The organism is Bradyrhizobium sp. AZCC 1721 (assembly GCF_036924715.1).
Classification (GTDB): domain Bacteria; phylum Pseudomonadota; class Alphaproteobacteria; order Rhizobiales; family Xanthobacteraceae; genus Bradyrhizobium.
On sequence record NZ_JAZHSB010000001.1, the window covers coordinates 2,790,057 to 2,806,366 of the forward strand.

The window sequence follows — 16,310 nt, forward strand, 5'->3', positions numbered from 1 at the left end:
GTGCCAGATCTTGCGTGCATCGCTATCCCTCCACGCCGCCTTTGAAGCGAGCAATCAGTTTATGGGACTCGCCCGGATAGAGCAGGCGCACGGTCGTCAGCGGCCGGGCGCTGCGCCAGGTATGCCGGTCGATCACCAGGCAGGGGGCTCCGATCGCGATATCCAGCGCCGCCGCAGCCTGTTCGTCAGCCACGATGGCACTGATCGAATGCTCGGCTTCCGTCCATGGCACATGGTGCAGCAGCCACGAGCCGGGCGGCTCGGCCGCAAAATCCGCCGCAGCCGCTTCGGGCACGGCGTCGAGATCGATCAGCCTGTCCTCGATGGCGAATGGCACGCCGTCGGCGCTGTGACGGCATGCAATCGCGATCACCTTTCCGGCTTTCCCCGCGCCAAGGCGGGCGCGGTCGGTGGCGTTTGCAGTGCGCCGCGAGCACTGGATCAACTCATAGCCGTAACTGCGGCCAAGCGCGTTTATCTCGGCGCGGATGTCGGCGATCTTGAGCACCGCTGACAGAAATGTGGGGCGGCGGACGAAACTGCCGGCCTTGCGCCGCCGCTCGATGAGATCGGCTTGCGCAAGTTCCGACAGCGCCTTGCTCACCGTCATGCGCGAGCAGCCATAGCGCAACATCAGCTCGTGCTCGAACGGGATGCGGTGACCGGGCGGCCATTCTCCGGTGAGGATGCGGCGCTCGATGTCGATCCGGATCTGCTTGTACAGTGTCGGCTTGTAGGCCGATTGGAGTTTACCGCGATCGGTAGCGAGGCTCATGCCACTAGCCTCCGCACCGCTGCGTTGAACGTGTCGCGCGCGCTCTCGCGGAGTCGGTGAAGTCCTTTCTCGACGACTTTGGCGCCGCCGGCCCAGACAGTGTCGACGGCACTTGCGCCTGCTGCAAAAATCCAGCCGTCGAGGACGGCATCCCCGCGACGCCCGGCGAGCGAGGGATGGGTAGTGTCGAGAGTCACGATGTCGGCGCGTGCACCGGCCTGGAGGCCAGCAGTTGGCTGTGCGAGCGCCTGGGCGCCGCCGGTGAGCGCGGCGTCGAACAGCGCTCGGCCGGTCGACAGGCCAGGACCGCCGGACAGCACATTGCGCTCACGGTGTTTCAAGCGCTGGCCATATTCGAGCTGACGCAGTTCGTCGGTGACGCCGACCAGCACGTTGGAGTCCGTCCCGATGCCGAACCGCCCGCCGGCATCGAGGAATTCGCGAGCCGGAAAAATGCCGTCGCCAAGACTGGCTTCGGTGACCGGGCAAAGTCCGGCGACCGCACCGCTTATTGCCAGCGCGGTGGTTTCCGCTTCGGTCATATGGGTCGCATGGATCAGGCACCAGCGCTGATCGACGGGCGCATGTTCGAGCAGCCACTCAACCGGCCGCCGGCCCGACCAGGCGATGCATTCCTCGACTTCCCTGGTCTGTTCGGCGGCATGGATATGCATCGGCCCGGCTTCGGCCAATGGCGCGATGGCCGCTAATTCGTTAGGCGTCACGGCGCGCAGGCTGTGCGGGGCGATGCCGATATTGGCTCCGGGCAGCGTGCGGACGGCTGTCCGTGTGGCGTCAGTTAGTTTAGCAAACTGATCGACCGAGCAGATGAACCGGCGCTGGCCGGCATGTGGCGCCGCCCCGCCGAACGAGCTGTGTGCATAGAAACTCGGCAGCAGCGTCAGTCCGATGCCGGAGATTTCGGCGGCCCACGCAATTCGCGTCGCCATCTCCGCAGGGTTGGCGTAGGGCGCGCCGTTGTGGTCGTGATGGAGATAGTGGAATTCGCCGACGCGCGTATAGCCTTGCTCGAGCATCTCGACATAGAGCAGCGTGGCGACGGCTTCGACGTCTTCTGGCGTCATTTCGAGTGCGAAGCGATACATCGTCTCGCGCCATGTCCAGAACGTATCCGCGGAATTGCCGCGCGTTTCGGCGAGCCCCGCCATGCCACGCTGGAACGCATGGCTATGCAGGCTCGCTATGCCCGGAATCGCCAGCTTGTAGCGCTCGTCCTGCGGTCCCGGCGCCACGCCGGCCGTAACCTTGGTGATGGTCTGGTCCGTCACCACCACCTGCACGTCATCGGCCCACCCCGAAGGGAGCAGCGCTGATGCGAAATGCAGTGTCGACATGTTTCGAAACCGGCTGGACAGAACACTCACGCGATTTTATGTATAGACATATAGATACGTCAAGCTCCTGCCGCTGAAGGAGAGCTGCATGGCCGACCGCTTCGATCGAATCTGGCTCAACGCCCGGCTCGCCACGGTCCGGGAGGATATGCCCGGGCTCGGTGTGATCGAGGACGGCTTGGTCGCGGCGCGCGACGGACGCATCGCGTTCGCCGGTAGCCGTTCCGACTTTCCATTGGACGCTGATGCGGCCGAGCGGATCGATTGCGCGGGGCGCTGGATCACGCCGGGATTGGTGGATTGTCACACCCATCTGGTTTTTGGCGGAAACCGCGCCCACGAGTTCGAGCTGCGGCTGCAGGGAGCGAGCTATGAAGAGATCGCGCGCGCAGGCGGCGGCATTGTATCCACGGTCGCGGCGACGCGGGCGTCCAGTGAGGCCGAGCTTGTTGCCGACGCGCTGCCAAGGCTCGATGCCCTGATCGGCGAGGGCGTAACGACGCTGGAGATCAAATCCGGCTACGGGCTCGATACCGAAACCGAGATGCGTCAGCTCTCAGCGGCGCGCGCGCTCGGTGACAAGCGTCCGGTCGCCATCAAGACGACATTTCTCGGCGCGCACGCGACGCCTCCGGAAGCTGACGGTGACAAGGATCGGTATATCGATCTTATCTGCCGCGAGATGTTGCCAGCGGTGGCGCAGGCCGGATTGGCCGATGCCGTCGATGCTTTCATGGAAGGCATTGCGTTCTCGGGAGAGCAAACGGCACGGGTGTTCCGCGCGGCAAAGGGGCTTGGATTGCCGGTCAAGCTGCATGCGGATCAGTTGTCGAACCTCGGCGGCGCCGCGCTTGCCGCGGAATTCGCGGCCTTGTCGGCAGATCATCTGGAGCACACCGATGATGCCGGCGCCGCGGCAATGGCGCGAGCAGGGACGGTGGCGGTACTGCTGCCGGGCGCATTCTATTTTATTCGCGAGACGACGAGGCCGCCGATCGAACTATTCCGCGCCCACGGCGTCAACATGGCACTTGCGACTGACTGCAATCCCGGCAGTTCGCCGCTGACGTCGCTTCTCCTGGCAATGAATATGGGCGCAACGCTGTTCCGGCTGACCGTTGCCGAATGCCTCGCTGGCGTAACGCGGGAAGGTGCGCGCGCACTCGGAATTCTCGGTGAGACAGGAACGCTTCAGGCGGGCAAATGGTGTGATCTTGCGATCTGGGAGATCGAGCAGCCGGCCGAGCTCGTTTACCGAATCGGCTTTAATCCGTTGCACAGCCGGGTGTGGAGGGGACAGTGAGCCGCCCCGACGCCCCCATTGTGGTTTCGCCTGGAAGGGTCAGCCTCGACGATCTGGCGCAAGTCCTGGCCGGGGCTCCGGTCGTGCTCGATCCGTCGTTCTGGTCGCGCGTTGAAGCTGCATCTTCGATTGTCGCCGCGGCCGCGCGTGCGGAAGCCCCAGCGTACGGCATCAATACCGGATTTGGAAAACTGGCGTCGAAACGGATTGCTGCCGACCAGACGGCGCTGCTGCAGCACAATCTCATTGTGTCGCATTGCTGCGGGGTAGGGCCGCCGACGCCGGAGCCGATCGTTCGTCTGATGATGGCGCTGAAGATCGTCTCGCTCGGACGAGGCGCATCGGGCGTGCGCCGCGAAATCATCGAGCAGCTTCAGGCCATGCTGGCGAAGGGCATTTGTCCGCTGGTGCCGCAGCAGGGATCGGTCGGAGCCTCCGGCGATCTGGCGCCGCTCGCGCATATGACGGCGGTCATGATCGGCGAGGGGCAGGCGCTGGTCGGCGGAAGCGTTGTGCCGGCCCGCGATGCACTGGCCGCCGCCGATCTTGCGCCGGTGGCGCTCGGTCCGAAGGAAGGCCTTGCGCTGATCAATGGTACGCAGTTTTCGACCGCCTACGCCATTTCCGGATTGCTGCGCGCCCATGGCCTGGCCAGTGCGGCGTTAGTGACGGGCGCGTTGTCGGTCGACGCCGCGATGGCGTCGACGGCGCCGTTTCGTCCCGAGATCCAGCAACTGCGCGGACATGCCGGGCAAATCGCCGCCGGCTCAACCCTGACCGCACTGCTGGACGGCAGCGACATCAGGAAGTCGCATCTCGAAGGCGACGAGCGCGTGCAGGATCCCTACTGCCTGCGCTGCCAGCCCCAGGTCGCCGGCGCCGCGCTCGATTTGCTGACGCAGGCCGCCCGCACGCTGACGATCGAAGCCAACGCCGTCACCGATAACCCGCTGGTCCTGGTCGAGACGGCAGAGATCGTCTCGGGTGGCAATTTCCATGCAGAGCCGGTCGCCTTTGCCGCCGACCAGATTGCGCTGGCGCTGTCCGAGATTGGCGCGATCAGCGAGCGGCGCATCGCTACCCTGGTCGATCCCGCGCTCAACTTCGGCTTGCCACCGTTCCTGACTCCCGATCCCGGCCTCAACTCCGGATTCATGATCGCTGAAGTGACGGCAGCCGCGCTCTATGCGGAGAATAAACAGCGCGCCGCGGCCTGTTCGATCGACTCGACGCCGACCAGCGCCAACCAGGAAGATCACGTGTCGATGGCCGCACACGCGGCGCGCCGCTTGTCCGACATGGCGGACAATCTCGCCACCATCCTCGGCATCGAGCTATTGGTTGCGGTGCAAGGCATTGGGCTGCGCGCACCGCATTCGACCAGTCCCGCACTGGCTGCCGTGATTGCTGTATTGCGCGAGCAGGTGCCGGCGCTCGGCAGCGATCGCTACATGGCCGACGATCTCGCGAAGGCAACGGCGCTGGTTGAGGCCGGCGCGTTGCCGACGGCCGCTATGTCGGTGCTTGAGAGTAACCCGTTTCCAATCCTTGCCGAGAGAGGCTCTTTGTCATGAACCGCCGACTGGACAACGACCGCATCATCCGGGCGCCCCGCGGGCCCGAGATCAGCGCCAAGAGCTGGTTGACGGAAGCGCCGCTTCGAATGCTGATGAACAATCTCGATCCCGACGTTGCCGAACGGCCGAGCGAACTCGTCGTCTATGGCGGAATCGGCCGGGCCGCCCGCGACTGGGACAGCTTTGACCGAATCGTCGCCTCGCTGCGCAAGCTCGAAGGCGATCAGACGCTGGTGGTGCAGTCGGGCAAGCCGGTCGGAATTTTCCGCACCCATGCCGATGCGCCGCGCGTGCTGATCGCGAACTCGAATCTGGTGCCGCACTGGGCGACGCTCGATCACTTCAATGAACTCGACAAGCAGGGGCTGATGATGTTCGGCCAGATGACGGCGGGATCGTGGATCTACATCGGCAGCCAGGGCATCGTGCAGGGGACGTACGAAACGTTTGTCGAGGTCGGGCGGCGTCACTACGGCGGCAACCTCGCGGGCAAGTGGATCTTGACGGCGGGTCTCGGCGGCATGGGCGGCGCGCAGCCGCTCGCCGCAACCATGGCCGGGGCGTCGATGCTCGCGATCGAATGCCAACCGAGCCGCATCGAGATGCGGTTGCGCACGGGTTACCTCGACCGACAGGCAAGCTCGCTTGACGAGGCGCTCGCGATCATGACGGAGGCGAAGCAGAACAAGAAGCCGGTTTCCGTCGGCCTGCTTGGCAATGCCGCCGAGCTCTTTCCAGAGCTGGTGCGTCGCGGCGTCAGGCCGGACATCGTTACCGACCAGACCAGCGCGCACGATCCGATCAACGGCTATTTGCCGAAGGGATGGACGCTTGCCGAGTGGGAATCGAAACGCGAGGCCGATCCGAAAGCGGTTGAAGTCGCGGCCAAGACCTCCATGGTCGGTCATGTCCAGGCCATGCTGGATTTTCACGCGCAAGGTATTCCCACGCTCGACTATGGCAACAACATCCGCCAGATGGCGAAGGACATGGGATTGAAGAACGCGTTCGATTTCCCGGGCTTCGTACCGGCCTACATCCGTCCGCTGTTTTGCCGCGGCGTCGGCCCGTTCCGGTGGGCGGCGCTATCAGGAGATCCCGAAGATATTTTTCGGACCGACGCCAAAGTCAAGGAGCTGATGCCGGACGATAGGCATCTCCATAACTGGCTCGACATGGCGAAAGCACGGATCAAGTTCCAGGGGCTGCCGGCACGAATCTGCTGGGTCGGTCTGGGTGATCGCCACCGGCTCGGCATGGCGTTCAATGACATGGTGGCGCGCGGCGAACTGAAGGCGCCGATCGTCATCGGCCGCGATCATCTCGACAGCGGCTCGGTTGCGAGCCCGAACCGCGAAACCGAAGCTATGCTCGACGGCTCGGATGCAGTGTCGGACTGGCCGCTGCTCAATGCGCTGCTCAATTGTGCCAGCGGAGCCACCTGGGTCTCGATACATCATGGCGGCGGCGTCGGGATCGGCTATTCGCAGCACGCCGGCATGGTCATTGTCGCCGACGGAACGCAAGAGGCGGCGCGTCGACTTGAACGCGTGTTGTGGAACGATCCGGCATCGGGCGTCATGCGTCATGCCGACGCCGGCTATGAAAGCGCGATTGCATGTGCCCGCGCCAACGGGCTCGATCTGCCCGGTCTGACGTTGTAGCTCCGGACTTTCTTGCGCCGGTGCTTCCAGAGGGGAGGATTTCCTTCCTTGTTGTAAATGCACACAGTTTACCTATATAGTACTGCAGGGGTCACTGACCCGCATAATTCATTTGGTTCTCCGGTCAGGCCCGTCATTAAGGCGGGCCGTTGCCGTTTTGGGACTACCGAACGATGAGCAATTCCAATCGTATCGACCATATTCGCCTGACATCGCATCCGGTGCCTGGTGCAACACATGAATTCCCGATCGTGTGGGGAGCGCCGACCGCGCGTGAACGTGGTCCCATCATCGGGACGGTATCGCGCCCGCAGGATCGCAACGTGATTGGCACTCACGGGGGCTCCTATGCGGTCTACCGCGCGCTTGCCGTTTCTTCGGGTGCGCTGGATCCGATCCGTCGTCCCGACCTGACCAACACACACCCGGCCGCGACCGTTGGGCCGTTCTCGCAATGGATAGATCCGGAACGCATTGTTGCGCTCGATCCGTGGGGACATCTCGTCGCGGAGAACTTTCGCGCCGAAATCACGGAAGGCATCGATATCCGGCCGAGCATCGCGATCACGCGGGCCAGGCTCGACCTGCCGGAAATTCAGGCGGCTCTGACCGCCAAGCGGCTGGTGCCCGATGGCGAGTTCGTTCACGCCAGCGGTTCCGTCTCCGTTGTCAAGATTGCGATCGATCCGGTCTGGCACTTGCCCGGGATCGCGCGGCGCTTCGGCACGAGCGTGACCAATCTGCGGCGTGCGCTGTTCGAACAGACCGCGGGCATGTTTCCCGAGCTTGTCACGCGCCCCGATCTGCAAGTCTTTCTTCCGCCGATCGGCGGAACGACCGTCTATCTGTTCGGCGATGTCACGAAGCTTCCGGACCATCGGACCAAAATCACCTGTCGCGTCCATGACGAGTGCAACGGTTCGGATGTTTTCGGCTCGGACATTTGCACCTGCCGTCCATATCTCATTCAGGGCATCGAGGAATGCGCGCGCGCCGGACAATCGGGGGGGCTGGGCGTTATCGTCTACAATCGCAAGGAAGGCCGGGCGCTCGGCGAGGTCACGAAGTTTCTGGTCTACAATGCGCGCAAGCGCCAGGAAGATGGCGACGATGCATCCGCCTATTTCGAACGAACGGAATGCGTTGCCGGGGTGCAGGATGCGCGTTTCCAGCAACTGATGCCGGATGTCATTCACTGGCTGGGATTGAAGCGCATCGACCGCTTCATCTCGATGAGCGACATGAAATATGATGCGCTGACGGGGCAGGGTATCGACATTGTCGAGCGCGTCGCCATTCCCGATTACATGATTCCCGCCGACGCCCATGTGGAAATCGCCGCCAAGAAAGCCGCGGGATATTTTTCACCTGACACAAAGCCTGAGGACCTGATCGCCTCCGGTCGGCCGCTCGAAAAATACTAGGGCGAGCCAGGGCCATTGATCGTGACAGCAGACGCGACGGCAGACGGCTTATCTCCCTTAAGTGCGGAAGCGGTGCGCAGTCGCGCGCACCGGATGCTGGAAATCGGCTTGAACGACCAGCTTCAGCATTTCAAGGTCGATCTTGGCCGGCTCGACGAGGCGGTTGATCTCGTGCTTGCGACAACGCGCAAGGCCTATCCGACGTTCGATATTCCCTTTCATTCGCGCTGGCGCCATTTTGTCGTCGGCGGCATCGATCGCTGGGCGGTCCTTGCCGACGCCAAGAACTGGCGCGGCAGGAAAGAGCGCGCGCGCGCCGAGTTTGACCTTGCCATGATCAGTGTGCTGCTCGATGCTGGAGCAGGCCCGTCGTGGCGCTATCGCGATCCCTTGACGGGCGCAAGTATCGGCCGTTCGGAGGGGCTGGCGCTTGCCAGTCTGGACATGTTTGCGCGTGGTGTCTTCTCAGCGAAGGCTGACGAACCGTTGCGAGCGGATGTCGCTGTGCTTCAGCGGCTGACTGTTGCCGATCTGCAGACTGGCTTTCAGGTTGCGGACGAGAATCCGCTGGTTGGCCTCGAGGGCCGTATCAGCCTTCTTCGCCGGCTCGGCGACGTAGCATCGGCGTCGCCGCAGATATTCGCCCGCGACGACACGGCTCGGCCGGGTGGATTATTTGATCACCTCACAGCGACGGCCGACGCGGGGGTGATCGCTGCCTCGACGATTTTGTCAGAACTTTTGCGCCAATTGGGGCCGATCTGGCCGTCGCGCATAACGTTCGGCGGAATTCCGTTAGGAGATTGCTGGCATCATCCGGCGCTGAAGACCGAGGATGCGACCAGCGGGCTGGTGCCGCTGCACAAATTGTCGCAGTGGCTATCGTATTCGCTGATCGAGCCGATACAGCGGGCGGGGCTGCAGGTGACGGATATCGACGGCCTGACGGGCCTCGCGGAATACCGCAACGGTGGATTGTTCGTCGACGCCGGGGTACTGGTGCTGCGCGACCCCATGGACGCGCAACGCGAACATGATGTCGCGTCTCTGCTCGTGGTCGAGTGGAGGGCGCTGACCGTCGCGCTGCTGGACAGGCTGGCGGATCTGCTGCGGCAACGCGTTGGTCTTGACGCGGTCTCTCTTCCACTGGCGAAGATTCTGGAAGGCGGCACCTGGGCGGCGGGCAGGGCGCTGGCGTTCGCGCGCCGGCCTGATGGTTCGCCGCCCGTCAAGGTCATTAGCGACGGTACGGTTTTCTAGTATCTGTTGACGCGTTTTCTTCATGCGAACAGACTATCCGGTTCGCTCAAAAATGCTATGGAACGCGATTCGATTACCCGCAGGGAGCAAAAGCATGGAAGGCGTTACGATCGTGGATCACCCGTTGGTCCAGCACAAGCTTACGCTGATCCGCGACAAGACGATTTCGACCAAGTCTTTTCGCGAGCTCCTCAAGGAAATCGGAATGCTGCTTTGTTACGAGGTGACGCGCGACCTGCCGCTAACCGATGTGGAGGTCGAGACTCCGCTTGCACGAATGCACTCCGCCAAGATCGCGGGTAAGAAACTGGTTTTCGTGCCGGTGTTGCGGGCAGGGGTGACCTTTGTCGACGGAATGCTGGACCTCGTTCCGACCGCTCGCGTCGCGCATATCGGGCTCTACCGCGAACCGCATTCGTTCGTGGCGGTCGAATATTTCTTCAAATCGCCGTCCGATCTTCACGAGCGACTGGCAATCGTGGTGTCGCCGGTTCTTGCGACGGCGAACACGGCGGTGGCGGCGGTGGATCGGCTGAAGGAACGCGGCGCGAAGGATATTCGGCTGGTATGCCTGCTTGCCGCGCCGGAAGGTGTAGAGCGCTTCCGGGGCCTGCATCCCGACGTGCGATTGTGGACGGCCGGTATCGACGAGGGGCTCGATGCAAACGCCTTTATCCTGCCTGGCCTTGGTGATGCCGGGGATCGCGCCTACGGAACGCGGTAAGGTCCCGACAGGTCTCGGCGCGCCTTACTGGAAGGCCGTTTCCGAGAAGTTTCTGAGCTTGCGCGAGTGCAGCCGTTCCAATGGCATGTCCGCCAACTTCTCCATCGTGCGGATGCCGATGGTCAGATGCTGGGCGACCTGCCGCTTATAGAATTCGGTGGCCATGCCGGGCAGCTTCAGTTCTCCGTGCAACGGCTTGTCGGACACGCATAGCAAGGTGCCGTAGGGTACGCGGAAGCGGAATCCGTTGGCGGCGATGGTCGCCGATTCCATATCGAGCGCAATGGCGCGCGACTGCGAGAGCCGCTGGATCGGACCACGCCGGTCGCGCAATTCCCAATTGCGATTGTCGATGGAAGCAACGGTGCCGGTGCGCATGACGCGCTTCAGGTCATATCCGGATAGCCCGGTCACTTCCGCCACGGCCTCCTCGAGCGCGACCTGGATTTCGGCCAGCGCAGGAAGGGGCACCCATAGCGGGAGGTCGTCGTCGAGAACATGGTCCTCCCGCATGTAAGCATGCGCCAGCACGTAGTCGCCAAGCGCCTGGGTGTCGCGCAATCCGGCACAGTGCCCGAGCATGAGCCACGCATGCGGCCTGAGTACGGCGATATGGTCGGTGATCGTCTTGGCGTTCGCGGGCCCGACACCGATATTGACCATGGTGATGCCTGCGTTGTCCGGCCTCTTCAGGTGATATGCCGGCATCTGCGGCAGACGCGCCGTTGTCACGCCGGCGGCCGGTCGCTGTTCCCCGCGTCTGATGATGACATTGCCGGGCTCGACGAATTCGGCATAGCCGGTATCGCCGTTCGCCATCAGGTCCCTGGCGCGAGCACAGAACTCGTCGATGTAGAATTGGTAGTTGGTGAACAGCACGAAGTTCTGAAAGTGGTTGGGGCTGGTGGCCGTGTAGTGCTGCAGGCGATGCAGGGAATAGTCGACGCGCTGCGCGGTGAATTGCGACAGCGGCCTCGGCCGGCCGACCGGTGCTTCGTATGTGCCATTGGCGATCTGATCGTCGGTTCCATCAAGATCTGGAACGTCGAACAGGTCTCGGATCGGTCGCTTGATGTTCCTGGCAGCGGCGCCGTCAACGTAGGTGCCTTCCTGAAAAGCAAAATGCAGCGGGATGGGGGTTTCCGATTCCGACACGACGACCGGAACGCCATGGTTGCGCATGATCAAATCGAGCTGCTCGATGAGATAGGTTTCGAACAGGTCGGGCTGGGTGATCGTGGTCGAATACTGCCCGGGCGTCGGCATGTGGCCATAGGACTGACGAGAATCGACCTGGGTGTATGAGCTCGTGGTGACGCTGATTTCCGGGTAGAACGCCCGGTATCGCCGGTTACTGTCGCTGCCAGCCGCGAGCGCGGCGAAGGAATCGCGCAGAAACTGGGTATTTCGGGCATAAAGTGATCGCAAAGCCGCGACCGCCTTGCGCGCGTCGTCGAAGCTTTGCCGCACGAAGGGCTCTGGTGTGGCTATTGGCCCGATGGCTTGGGGACGGCCGTGATTCTTCATGACCCTAACCTAGTATCTTGGACCCGCCTTGGGGAGGCTTGGCAAGGGAACCTTCCCGGCCCGCGGCGCGTCAGCAGTAGCGACAAGACTTCCCTGGAAGCAAACCCGGTAAGAAATCATGAGTTTCTTCGAGCGCCTAAAGACAGCAGCATCCGCCGAGTGGCGGGCCTACACCGAACATCCCTTCACGAACGGGTTGGCGGACGGTTCGCTCGCCGAGGGGGCGTTTCGTCACTACCTCGTCCAGGACTACCTTTTTCTCATCGAGTTTGCCCGCGCCTGCGCGCTCGCCGTCTACAAGTCGCCCAAGCTTGCCGACATGCGTGAAGCGGCCGCTGGCCTCTCGGCCATCCTCGACGTCGAGATGAACCTGCATGTAAAGCTGTGCGCCGGCTGGGGCCTGTCGCCCGGCGATCTCGAACAGGCCCCGCCTGCCGTCGAGATGCTGGCCTATACACGCTACGTACTTGACGCTGGAATGCGCGGCGATCTGTTGGCACTCAAGGTGGCGCTTGCGCCTTGCGTGATCGGCTACGCGGAGATTGCGACGCGGCTTGCGTCGCGACCCGATGCGCTCGCTGCAACGAACCCATATCGGGTTTGGATCGCCGAGTATGCCGGCGCGCCATATCAGGAGGTCGCGGCGAAAGCGCGGGCTCATTTGGAGAATCTCGCCGATCTCTACGCCACGCCCGCCCGCGAGGCCGAGCTGATCGCGATCTTCAAGGAAGCTACGCGACTCGAGTCGGACTTCTGGGAAATGGGCTGGCGCGCGGGCCAGCGTGCACAATAGTCAGTGACAGCGGACTGCGTTTGGCTTCCAAGTTGAGCGAGTACGACGGTCGTCGAAAGCGGGCCGCCCTCCCGATCCTGCACTCCACTTGCCGGGATCTGCAGCGTTCTGAGGCTATTTCAGCCTAATACTTGTGCGACCGGATCAATTCGTCGCGTGGACGTCCAACAATGGCGAAGTCGATCCGGAAGCAGTTCTCAAGCGAGTGACAGCTTGGGAGCAATGACGGTCCTGGCTGCCGAGGCCTAGGCTGAGGCGAGCGGGCAATCGTCAGGAATCGGGAACCTACTATCGGGCGGAGAAGGGGACGATCGAGACGTCTCCGCTCCCAAACGACGTCTCACTGGACGACTAGATTGGATACGTGCGTCCGCGATCAAATTCGCATATGTACGCAGCCCGAGGCGTAGCTCTCGCATCAGAGCGGGCCTGTTCGAAGCAACACTCGCCATCAGCCACAGTTGGTGGCGAATCAACGACGGGTTCAAGGTGGGCCATTCCAGCAAAGCGCGTGTTGCCAGCCGGGCAACGAAGCGAACGAATTCTTCATCGCGGACTGCGATCTCTTCTTCGTCGCCCCTAGGCATGGTGGCCCTCCATCTGCTCGCACAGTGGAGGAAGTCGGGTCGCAAAGGCGTCGTCTTTCTTGCTGAAAGCGAGAATAGGGCCGAGCGGCTGGGTGCCGTCATTCATGCCCTCGCGCCTTCGTGCGATGTGCTTGTTTTTCCAAGACTGAATACGCTGCCGTTCGATCAGCTGGAGCCGTCGCACGAAATCGCGGGTAGACGAAGCTCGGTCTTGAGGCGCCTTGCCAAGCCTGAGAAGCCGATCCTGCTCGTATCCACGGCAGAGGCCGTGATGGAGCGCCTTCCCACTGTGGCGAGTTGGTCCCGGGTCATCCTCCGTTTGAAAGTCGGTGCCGCGTTCTCTGAACAAGATCTCCGGGCGCGGCTTGAGGCCCTCGGATACGACGTCGATGACGAGGCGGACTATCCCGGCGGCGCGCTGTTTCACGGGAAGACATTCGAGATTTTTCCCGCCGGCGCGCTCGGTCCGTTCAGAGTAGAGCATTCCGGCGGGCTGATACGTCGGATCGTGGCGTTCGATCCGATAGAACATGACATCGTTTTTGAGACGAAAGAGCTTCTCATCGACCCGATGTCGGAGCGGCTGGCGTTCGGGAACATACGCGGAAAGCGCTCGACCCTATTCGACTATTGTGGTCGAGCCAAGTGGATCGCGGATGCCGGCGTTTCAGCGCACGCTGATAGCTGGCTCAGCACGATCGAGGAGGCGGCGGGTCGCACGGACAGGGGCGGAGAATACCTCGGAAGACGCGAATGGAAGCAGGCGACCAGGCGTATGAACGTGCTGTCGCAAAAGGCACGTTTCGCTCCCTCACCGGACTTTTCGCAGGTTGCATCGCCCAGGAAGGCGCTTCGTGCGTTCGTCGACGATACGCGGCGCGCCGGTTCGCGCCTGGTTTTCGTCGCAGCGCATGAGGACGATCTGCGCGTGCTGGAACGGATGAGCGGAGTCAAGGCTGAGCACTTTGCGGATTGGAACGAGGCGACGGCCGGACGCGACCGTGAGGCGGCGCTTCTGGCCGACTTCGATAGGGGTTTTGTCTTGCCTGGTCGGAAACCTCTCGTCGTTGTGACGGCTTCCGATGTGCTCGGCAGCAGGGCTCATCATCCGCAGCCCCTGGCCAGAAGCTGGAGTGCGGCTTTCGACCACGCAGATGTGCCGGAGCAAGGGACAGCGGTCGTTCATTTGCAGCGGGGACTGGCCTTGCTCGACGGCTTGCAGACCGTGGCAACGGGGGGCGGGTCGTCGCGCGAAATGATCAGGCTGGTATTTGCTGGAGACGATGCCGTTCTCGTTCCGCCCGCCGACCTCGCACTGATCTGGCCATACGCGTCGGAGCGCGGCGAACTCGCCCTCGACAAAGCGGATGGTAGTACATGGTGGAGCCGGCGTACCGAGGCGGAGCACGAAATTCAAATCGCCGGCAAGCAGCTCGCCAAGCACATCAGCCAGCGGCGCCGCCGGCGGGCTCCGAAACTTGTACCTCCTGGTCCCATCTATGAGAGGTTTGTCGCGCGTTTTCCGTATTTCACGACAGTCGACCAAGCGAAAGCCATTCGGGACGTTTTGAATGATCTTGCGTCGGGCCACCCCATGGACAGGATCATTTGCGGCGACGTCGGATTCGGCAAAACCGAGGTGGCGTTGCGAGCCACGGCTGCCGTCGTATTGTCAGGGAAGCAGGTGGCGATAGCGGTGCCGACGACCGTCCTGGCAAGACAGCATGTCGCGACTTTCCGCAAACGCTTCGCTCCGTTTGGCATCGAAGTGGGCAGTTTGTCGCGAACCGGTTCGGGCGCAGAGACAAGAGGGGTGAAGGAGGGACTGAAGAGTGGCAAATTGAAGGTCGTGATCGGAACGCAGGCCCTCGCCTCGAAGGACGTGAAGTTCGCCCGCCTCGGCCTTGTCGTCATCGATGAGGAACAGCATTTTGGGGCGGCGGAGAAGGCGAGACTTTCCGGGCTGGCCAAGAGTATTCATGCCCTTTGGATGAGCGCCACGCCGATTCCGCGGACTCTCGCGGGCGGTCTTGCTGGCTTCAGGGATCTTAGCGTAATTGCCTCTCCGCCCATTCATCGACTCCCGGTCGTCACAAAGGTCGCTCCTCTTTCGGATGCTGCTATTGCCTCCGCATTGCTGCGCGAGCAAAGGCGCCACGGGCAAAGCTTCTTGATCTGTCCGCGAATTCAAGATCTCGATCCGATGCTGGCGCGCGTTCAATCGATGGCCCCGGATCTCCGCATCGTCTGTCTGCATGGCAAGTTGCCCGCCGACGACATAGACGACCGAATGATGAGCTTCGTCGAAGGCGCGGCGGACGTGCTGCTGGCGACCAACATCGTGGAGAGCGGTCTCGATATCCCGCGTGCAAACACGATCGTGGTTTGTTGGCCCGAAAAGTTCGGTCTTGCGCAACTTCATCAACTCAGAGGAAGGGTGGGTCGCAGCGGGATACGGGCGTTTGCGCATTTGCTGACCGATTCGGGCTCGGAGCGATCTGAGAAGCGGTTGGCCGTTTTGGAAGAGTTTAACAGACCGGGCGCGGGTTTCGCGATCAGTGCGCGGGATCTGGATCTCAGGGGAGCGGGGGATGTGCTTTCAGAGCGACAGTCGGGTCATGTGCAGGTGTTCGGACCCGTGCTCTACAGTCACCTTCTGAAGTTGGCCTCGGAGAAAGCCGACGACAGAACAGCCGACCTGTGGGTGCCTGACCTGAATCTGCCGGTAGGGGACATGTTGCCCGCAGGCTACGTGCAATCGGAGGCGGTTCGGCTGGAAATCTACGGCCGCGTCGCCAGATGCCGAAGCGAAGATGAACTGGACGATCTCGAGGAGGAGACCTCTCGTCGCTTCGGCAGATTGCCTCCAGCGGCTCGCGAGTTCTTTGCCGCAGCAAGGCTCAGAATCGACTGCAGGCGAAGAGGAATTATAAGACTTGATGTCGGCCTGGATGCCGTAGCCGCGACATTCCTGCCGGGACGACTTCGGAAATCCAAGGCGCGATCCCTGCAACGCGATGGCGATCGGGTTGTCTACATCAGCAACGGACGCGATGGACCGCTTGGGAAGGTCGAAGAATTCCTCGACCTTCTGGATGAGTAATCGCGGCGCTGCTATTCAACTAGAGACAACCGATCCTCCGGCGTGCGGCAACGCCGAATGATGCCGATCTCGACCGAATGAGGTTCCGGCAGGCGCGCTCAGCCTTTAGCGAAAGGGAGGCGTCGTGCTTGCCGGCTCATCGGACTACCGCGCCAATTCCGGTTAGCGGTTCTGGACGGCAAGATTACACACTAGGTGCACAACCTTCCGTCTTAAAT

At 62.4% G+C, this 16,310-nt stretch carries 11 protein-coding genes; 8 read left to right on the forward strand and 3 right to left on the reverse strand.

What is annotated here, in order from left to right; genetic code table 11:
- Nucleotides 1-22: 22 nt before the first annotated feature.
- Together hutC and V1273_RS13260 are read right to left on the reverse strand one after the other, a co-directional pair.
- Nucleotides 23-775: a histidine utilization repressor gene (hutC, locus tag V1273_RS13255; protein WP_334409865.1), complete on the reverse strand. Its 753-nt coding sequence runs from the start codon at nucleotides 773-775 to the stop codon at nucleotides 23-25.
- On the reverse strand, nucleotides 772-2,130 hold the full coding sequence (locus tag V1273_RS13260) for a formimidoylglutamate deiminase (protein ID WP_334409866.1): 1,359 nt from the start codon (nucleotides 2,128-2,130) through the stop codon (nucleotides 772-774). Before V1273_RS13260 ends, hutC begins: the two co-directional genes overlap by 4 nt.
- Nucleotides 2,131-2,218: 88 nt before the next feature.
- On the opposite strand from V1273_RS13260, the gene hutI reads away from it, so the two are divergent.
- The 6 genes from hutI (at nucleotide 2,219) to upp (ending at nucleotide 10,082) form a co-directional block, all read left to right on the forward strand.
- Nucleotides 2,219-3,433, forward strand: a complete 1,215-nt coding sequence (gene hutI / locus V1273_RS13265) for an imidazolonepropionase (RefSeq protein WP_334409867.1) — start codon at nucleotides 2,219-2,221, stop codon at nucleotides 3,431-3,433.
- Nucleotides 3,430-5,007 carry a histidine ammonia-lyase gene (hutH, locus tag V1273_RS13270; RefSeq protein ID WP_334409869.1) on the forward strand — a complete coding sequence of 526 codons (1,578 nt, stop codon included), beginning with the start codon at nucleotides 3,430-3,432 and terminating at the stop codon, nucleotides 5,005-5,007. The genes hutI and hutH overlap by 4 nt, the downstream gene beginning before the upstream one ends.
- The gene (gene hutU / locus V1273_RS13275) at nucleotides 5,004-6,674 is read left to right on the forward strand and encodes a urocanate hydratase (protein ID WP_334409870.1); all 1,671 of its coding nucleotides are present in this window, start codon (nucleotides 5,004-5,006) and stop codon (nucleotides 6,672-6,674) included. The genes hutH and hutU overlap by 4 nt, the downstream gene beginning before the upstream one ends.
- A 173-nt stretch (nucleotides 6,675-6,847) precedes the next feature.
- A complete protein-coding gene (locus tag V1273_RS13280) occupies nucleotides 6,848-8,098 on the forward strand; it encodes a GTP cyclohydrolase II (RefSeq protein WP_334409871.1) in 1,251 nt (416 codons plus the stop codon).
- A 21-nt stretch (nucleotides 8,099-8,119) separates the two neighbouring features.
- On the forward strand, nucleotides 8,120-9,358 hold the full coding sequence (locus tag V1273_RS13285) for a URC4/urg3 family protein (RefSeq protein WP_334412206.1): 1,239 nt from the start codon (nucleotides 8,120-8,122) through the stop codon (nucleotides 9,356-9,358).
- Between the two features lie 94 nt (nucleotides 9,359-9,452).
- Nucleotides 9,453-10,082 carry a uracil phosphoribosyltransferase gene (gene upp / locus V1273_RS13290; protein WP_028350870.1) on the forward strand — a complete coding sequence of 210 codons (630 nt, stop codon included), beginning with the start codon at nucleotides 9,453-9,455 and terminating at the stop codon, nucleotides 10,080-10,082.
- A gap of 24 nt (nucleotides 10,083-10,106) precedes the next feature.
- Here upp and V1273_RS13295 read toward each other — a convergent pair whose 3' ends face one another.
- On the reverse strand, nucleotides 10,107-11,609 hold the full coding sequence (locus V1273_RS13295) for an AMP nucleosidase (protein WP_334382806.1): 1,503 nt from the start codon (nucleotides 11,607-11,609) through the stop codon (nucleotides 10,107-10,109).
- 118 nt (nucleotides 11,610-11,727) lie between these two features.
- Between V1273_RS13295 and tenA the strand changes: the two genes are divergently transcribed.
- Both tenA and V1273_RS13305 read left to right on the forward strand, forming a co-directional pair.
- Complete coding sequence (gene tenA / locus V1273_RS13300) at nucleotides 11,728-12,402, forward strand: thiaminase II (RefSeq protein ID WP_334409872.1); 675 nt, start codon at nucleotides 11,728-11,730, stop codon at nucleotides 12,400-12,402.
- A 585-nt stretch (nucleotides 12,403-12,987) separates the two neighbouring features.
- Complete coding sequence (locus V1273_RS13305) at nucleotides 12,988-16,092, forward strand: DEAD/DEAH box helicase (RefSeq protein WP_334409873.1); 3,105 nt, start codon at nucleotides 12,988-12,990, stop codon at nucleotides 16,090-16,092.
- Nucleotides 16,093-16,310: the final 218 nt, after the last annotated feature.

Excerpts from the sequence above, each read along its gene's own strand:
- hutU (WP_334409870.1), top strand. The coding sequence starts at position 5,004 with ATGAACCGCCGACTGGACAACGACCGCATCATCCGGGCGCCCCGCGGG.
- hutC (WP_334409865.1), bottom strand. The coding sequence starts at position 775 with ATGAGCCTCGCTACCGATCGCGGTAAACTCCAATCGGCCTACAAGCCG.
- V1273_RS13260 (WP_334409866.1), bottom strand. The coding sequence starts at position 2,130 with ATGTCGACACTGCATTTCGCATCAGCGCTGCTCCCTTCGGGGTGGGCC.
- V1273_RS13280 (WP_334409871.1), top strand. The coding sequence starts at position 6,848 with ATGAGCAATTCCAATCGTATCGACCATATTCGCCTGACATCGCATCCG.
- tenA (WP_334409872.1), top strand. The coding sequence starts at position 11,728 with ATGAGTTTCTTCGAGCGCCTAAAGACAGCAGCATCCGCCGAGTGGCGG.
- V1273_RS13305 (WP_334409873.1), top strand. The coding sequence starts at position 12,988 with ATGGTGGCCCTCCATCTGCTCGCACAGTGGAGGAAGTCGGGTCGCAAA.
- hutI (WP_334409867.1), top strand. The coding sequence starts at position 2,219 with ATGGCCGACCGCTTCGATCGAATCTGGCTCAACGCCCGGCTCGCCACG.
- upp (WP_028350870.1), top strand. The coding sequence starts at position 9,453 with ATGGAAGGCGTTACGATCGTGGATCACCCGTTGGTCCAGCACAAGCTT.
- V1273_RS13295 (WP_334382806.1), bottom strand. The coding sequence starts at position 11,609 with ATGAAGAATCACGGCCGTCCCCAAGCCATCGGGCCAATAGCCACACCA.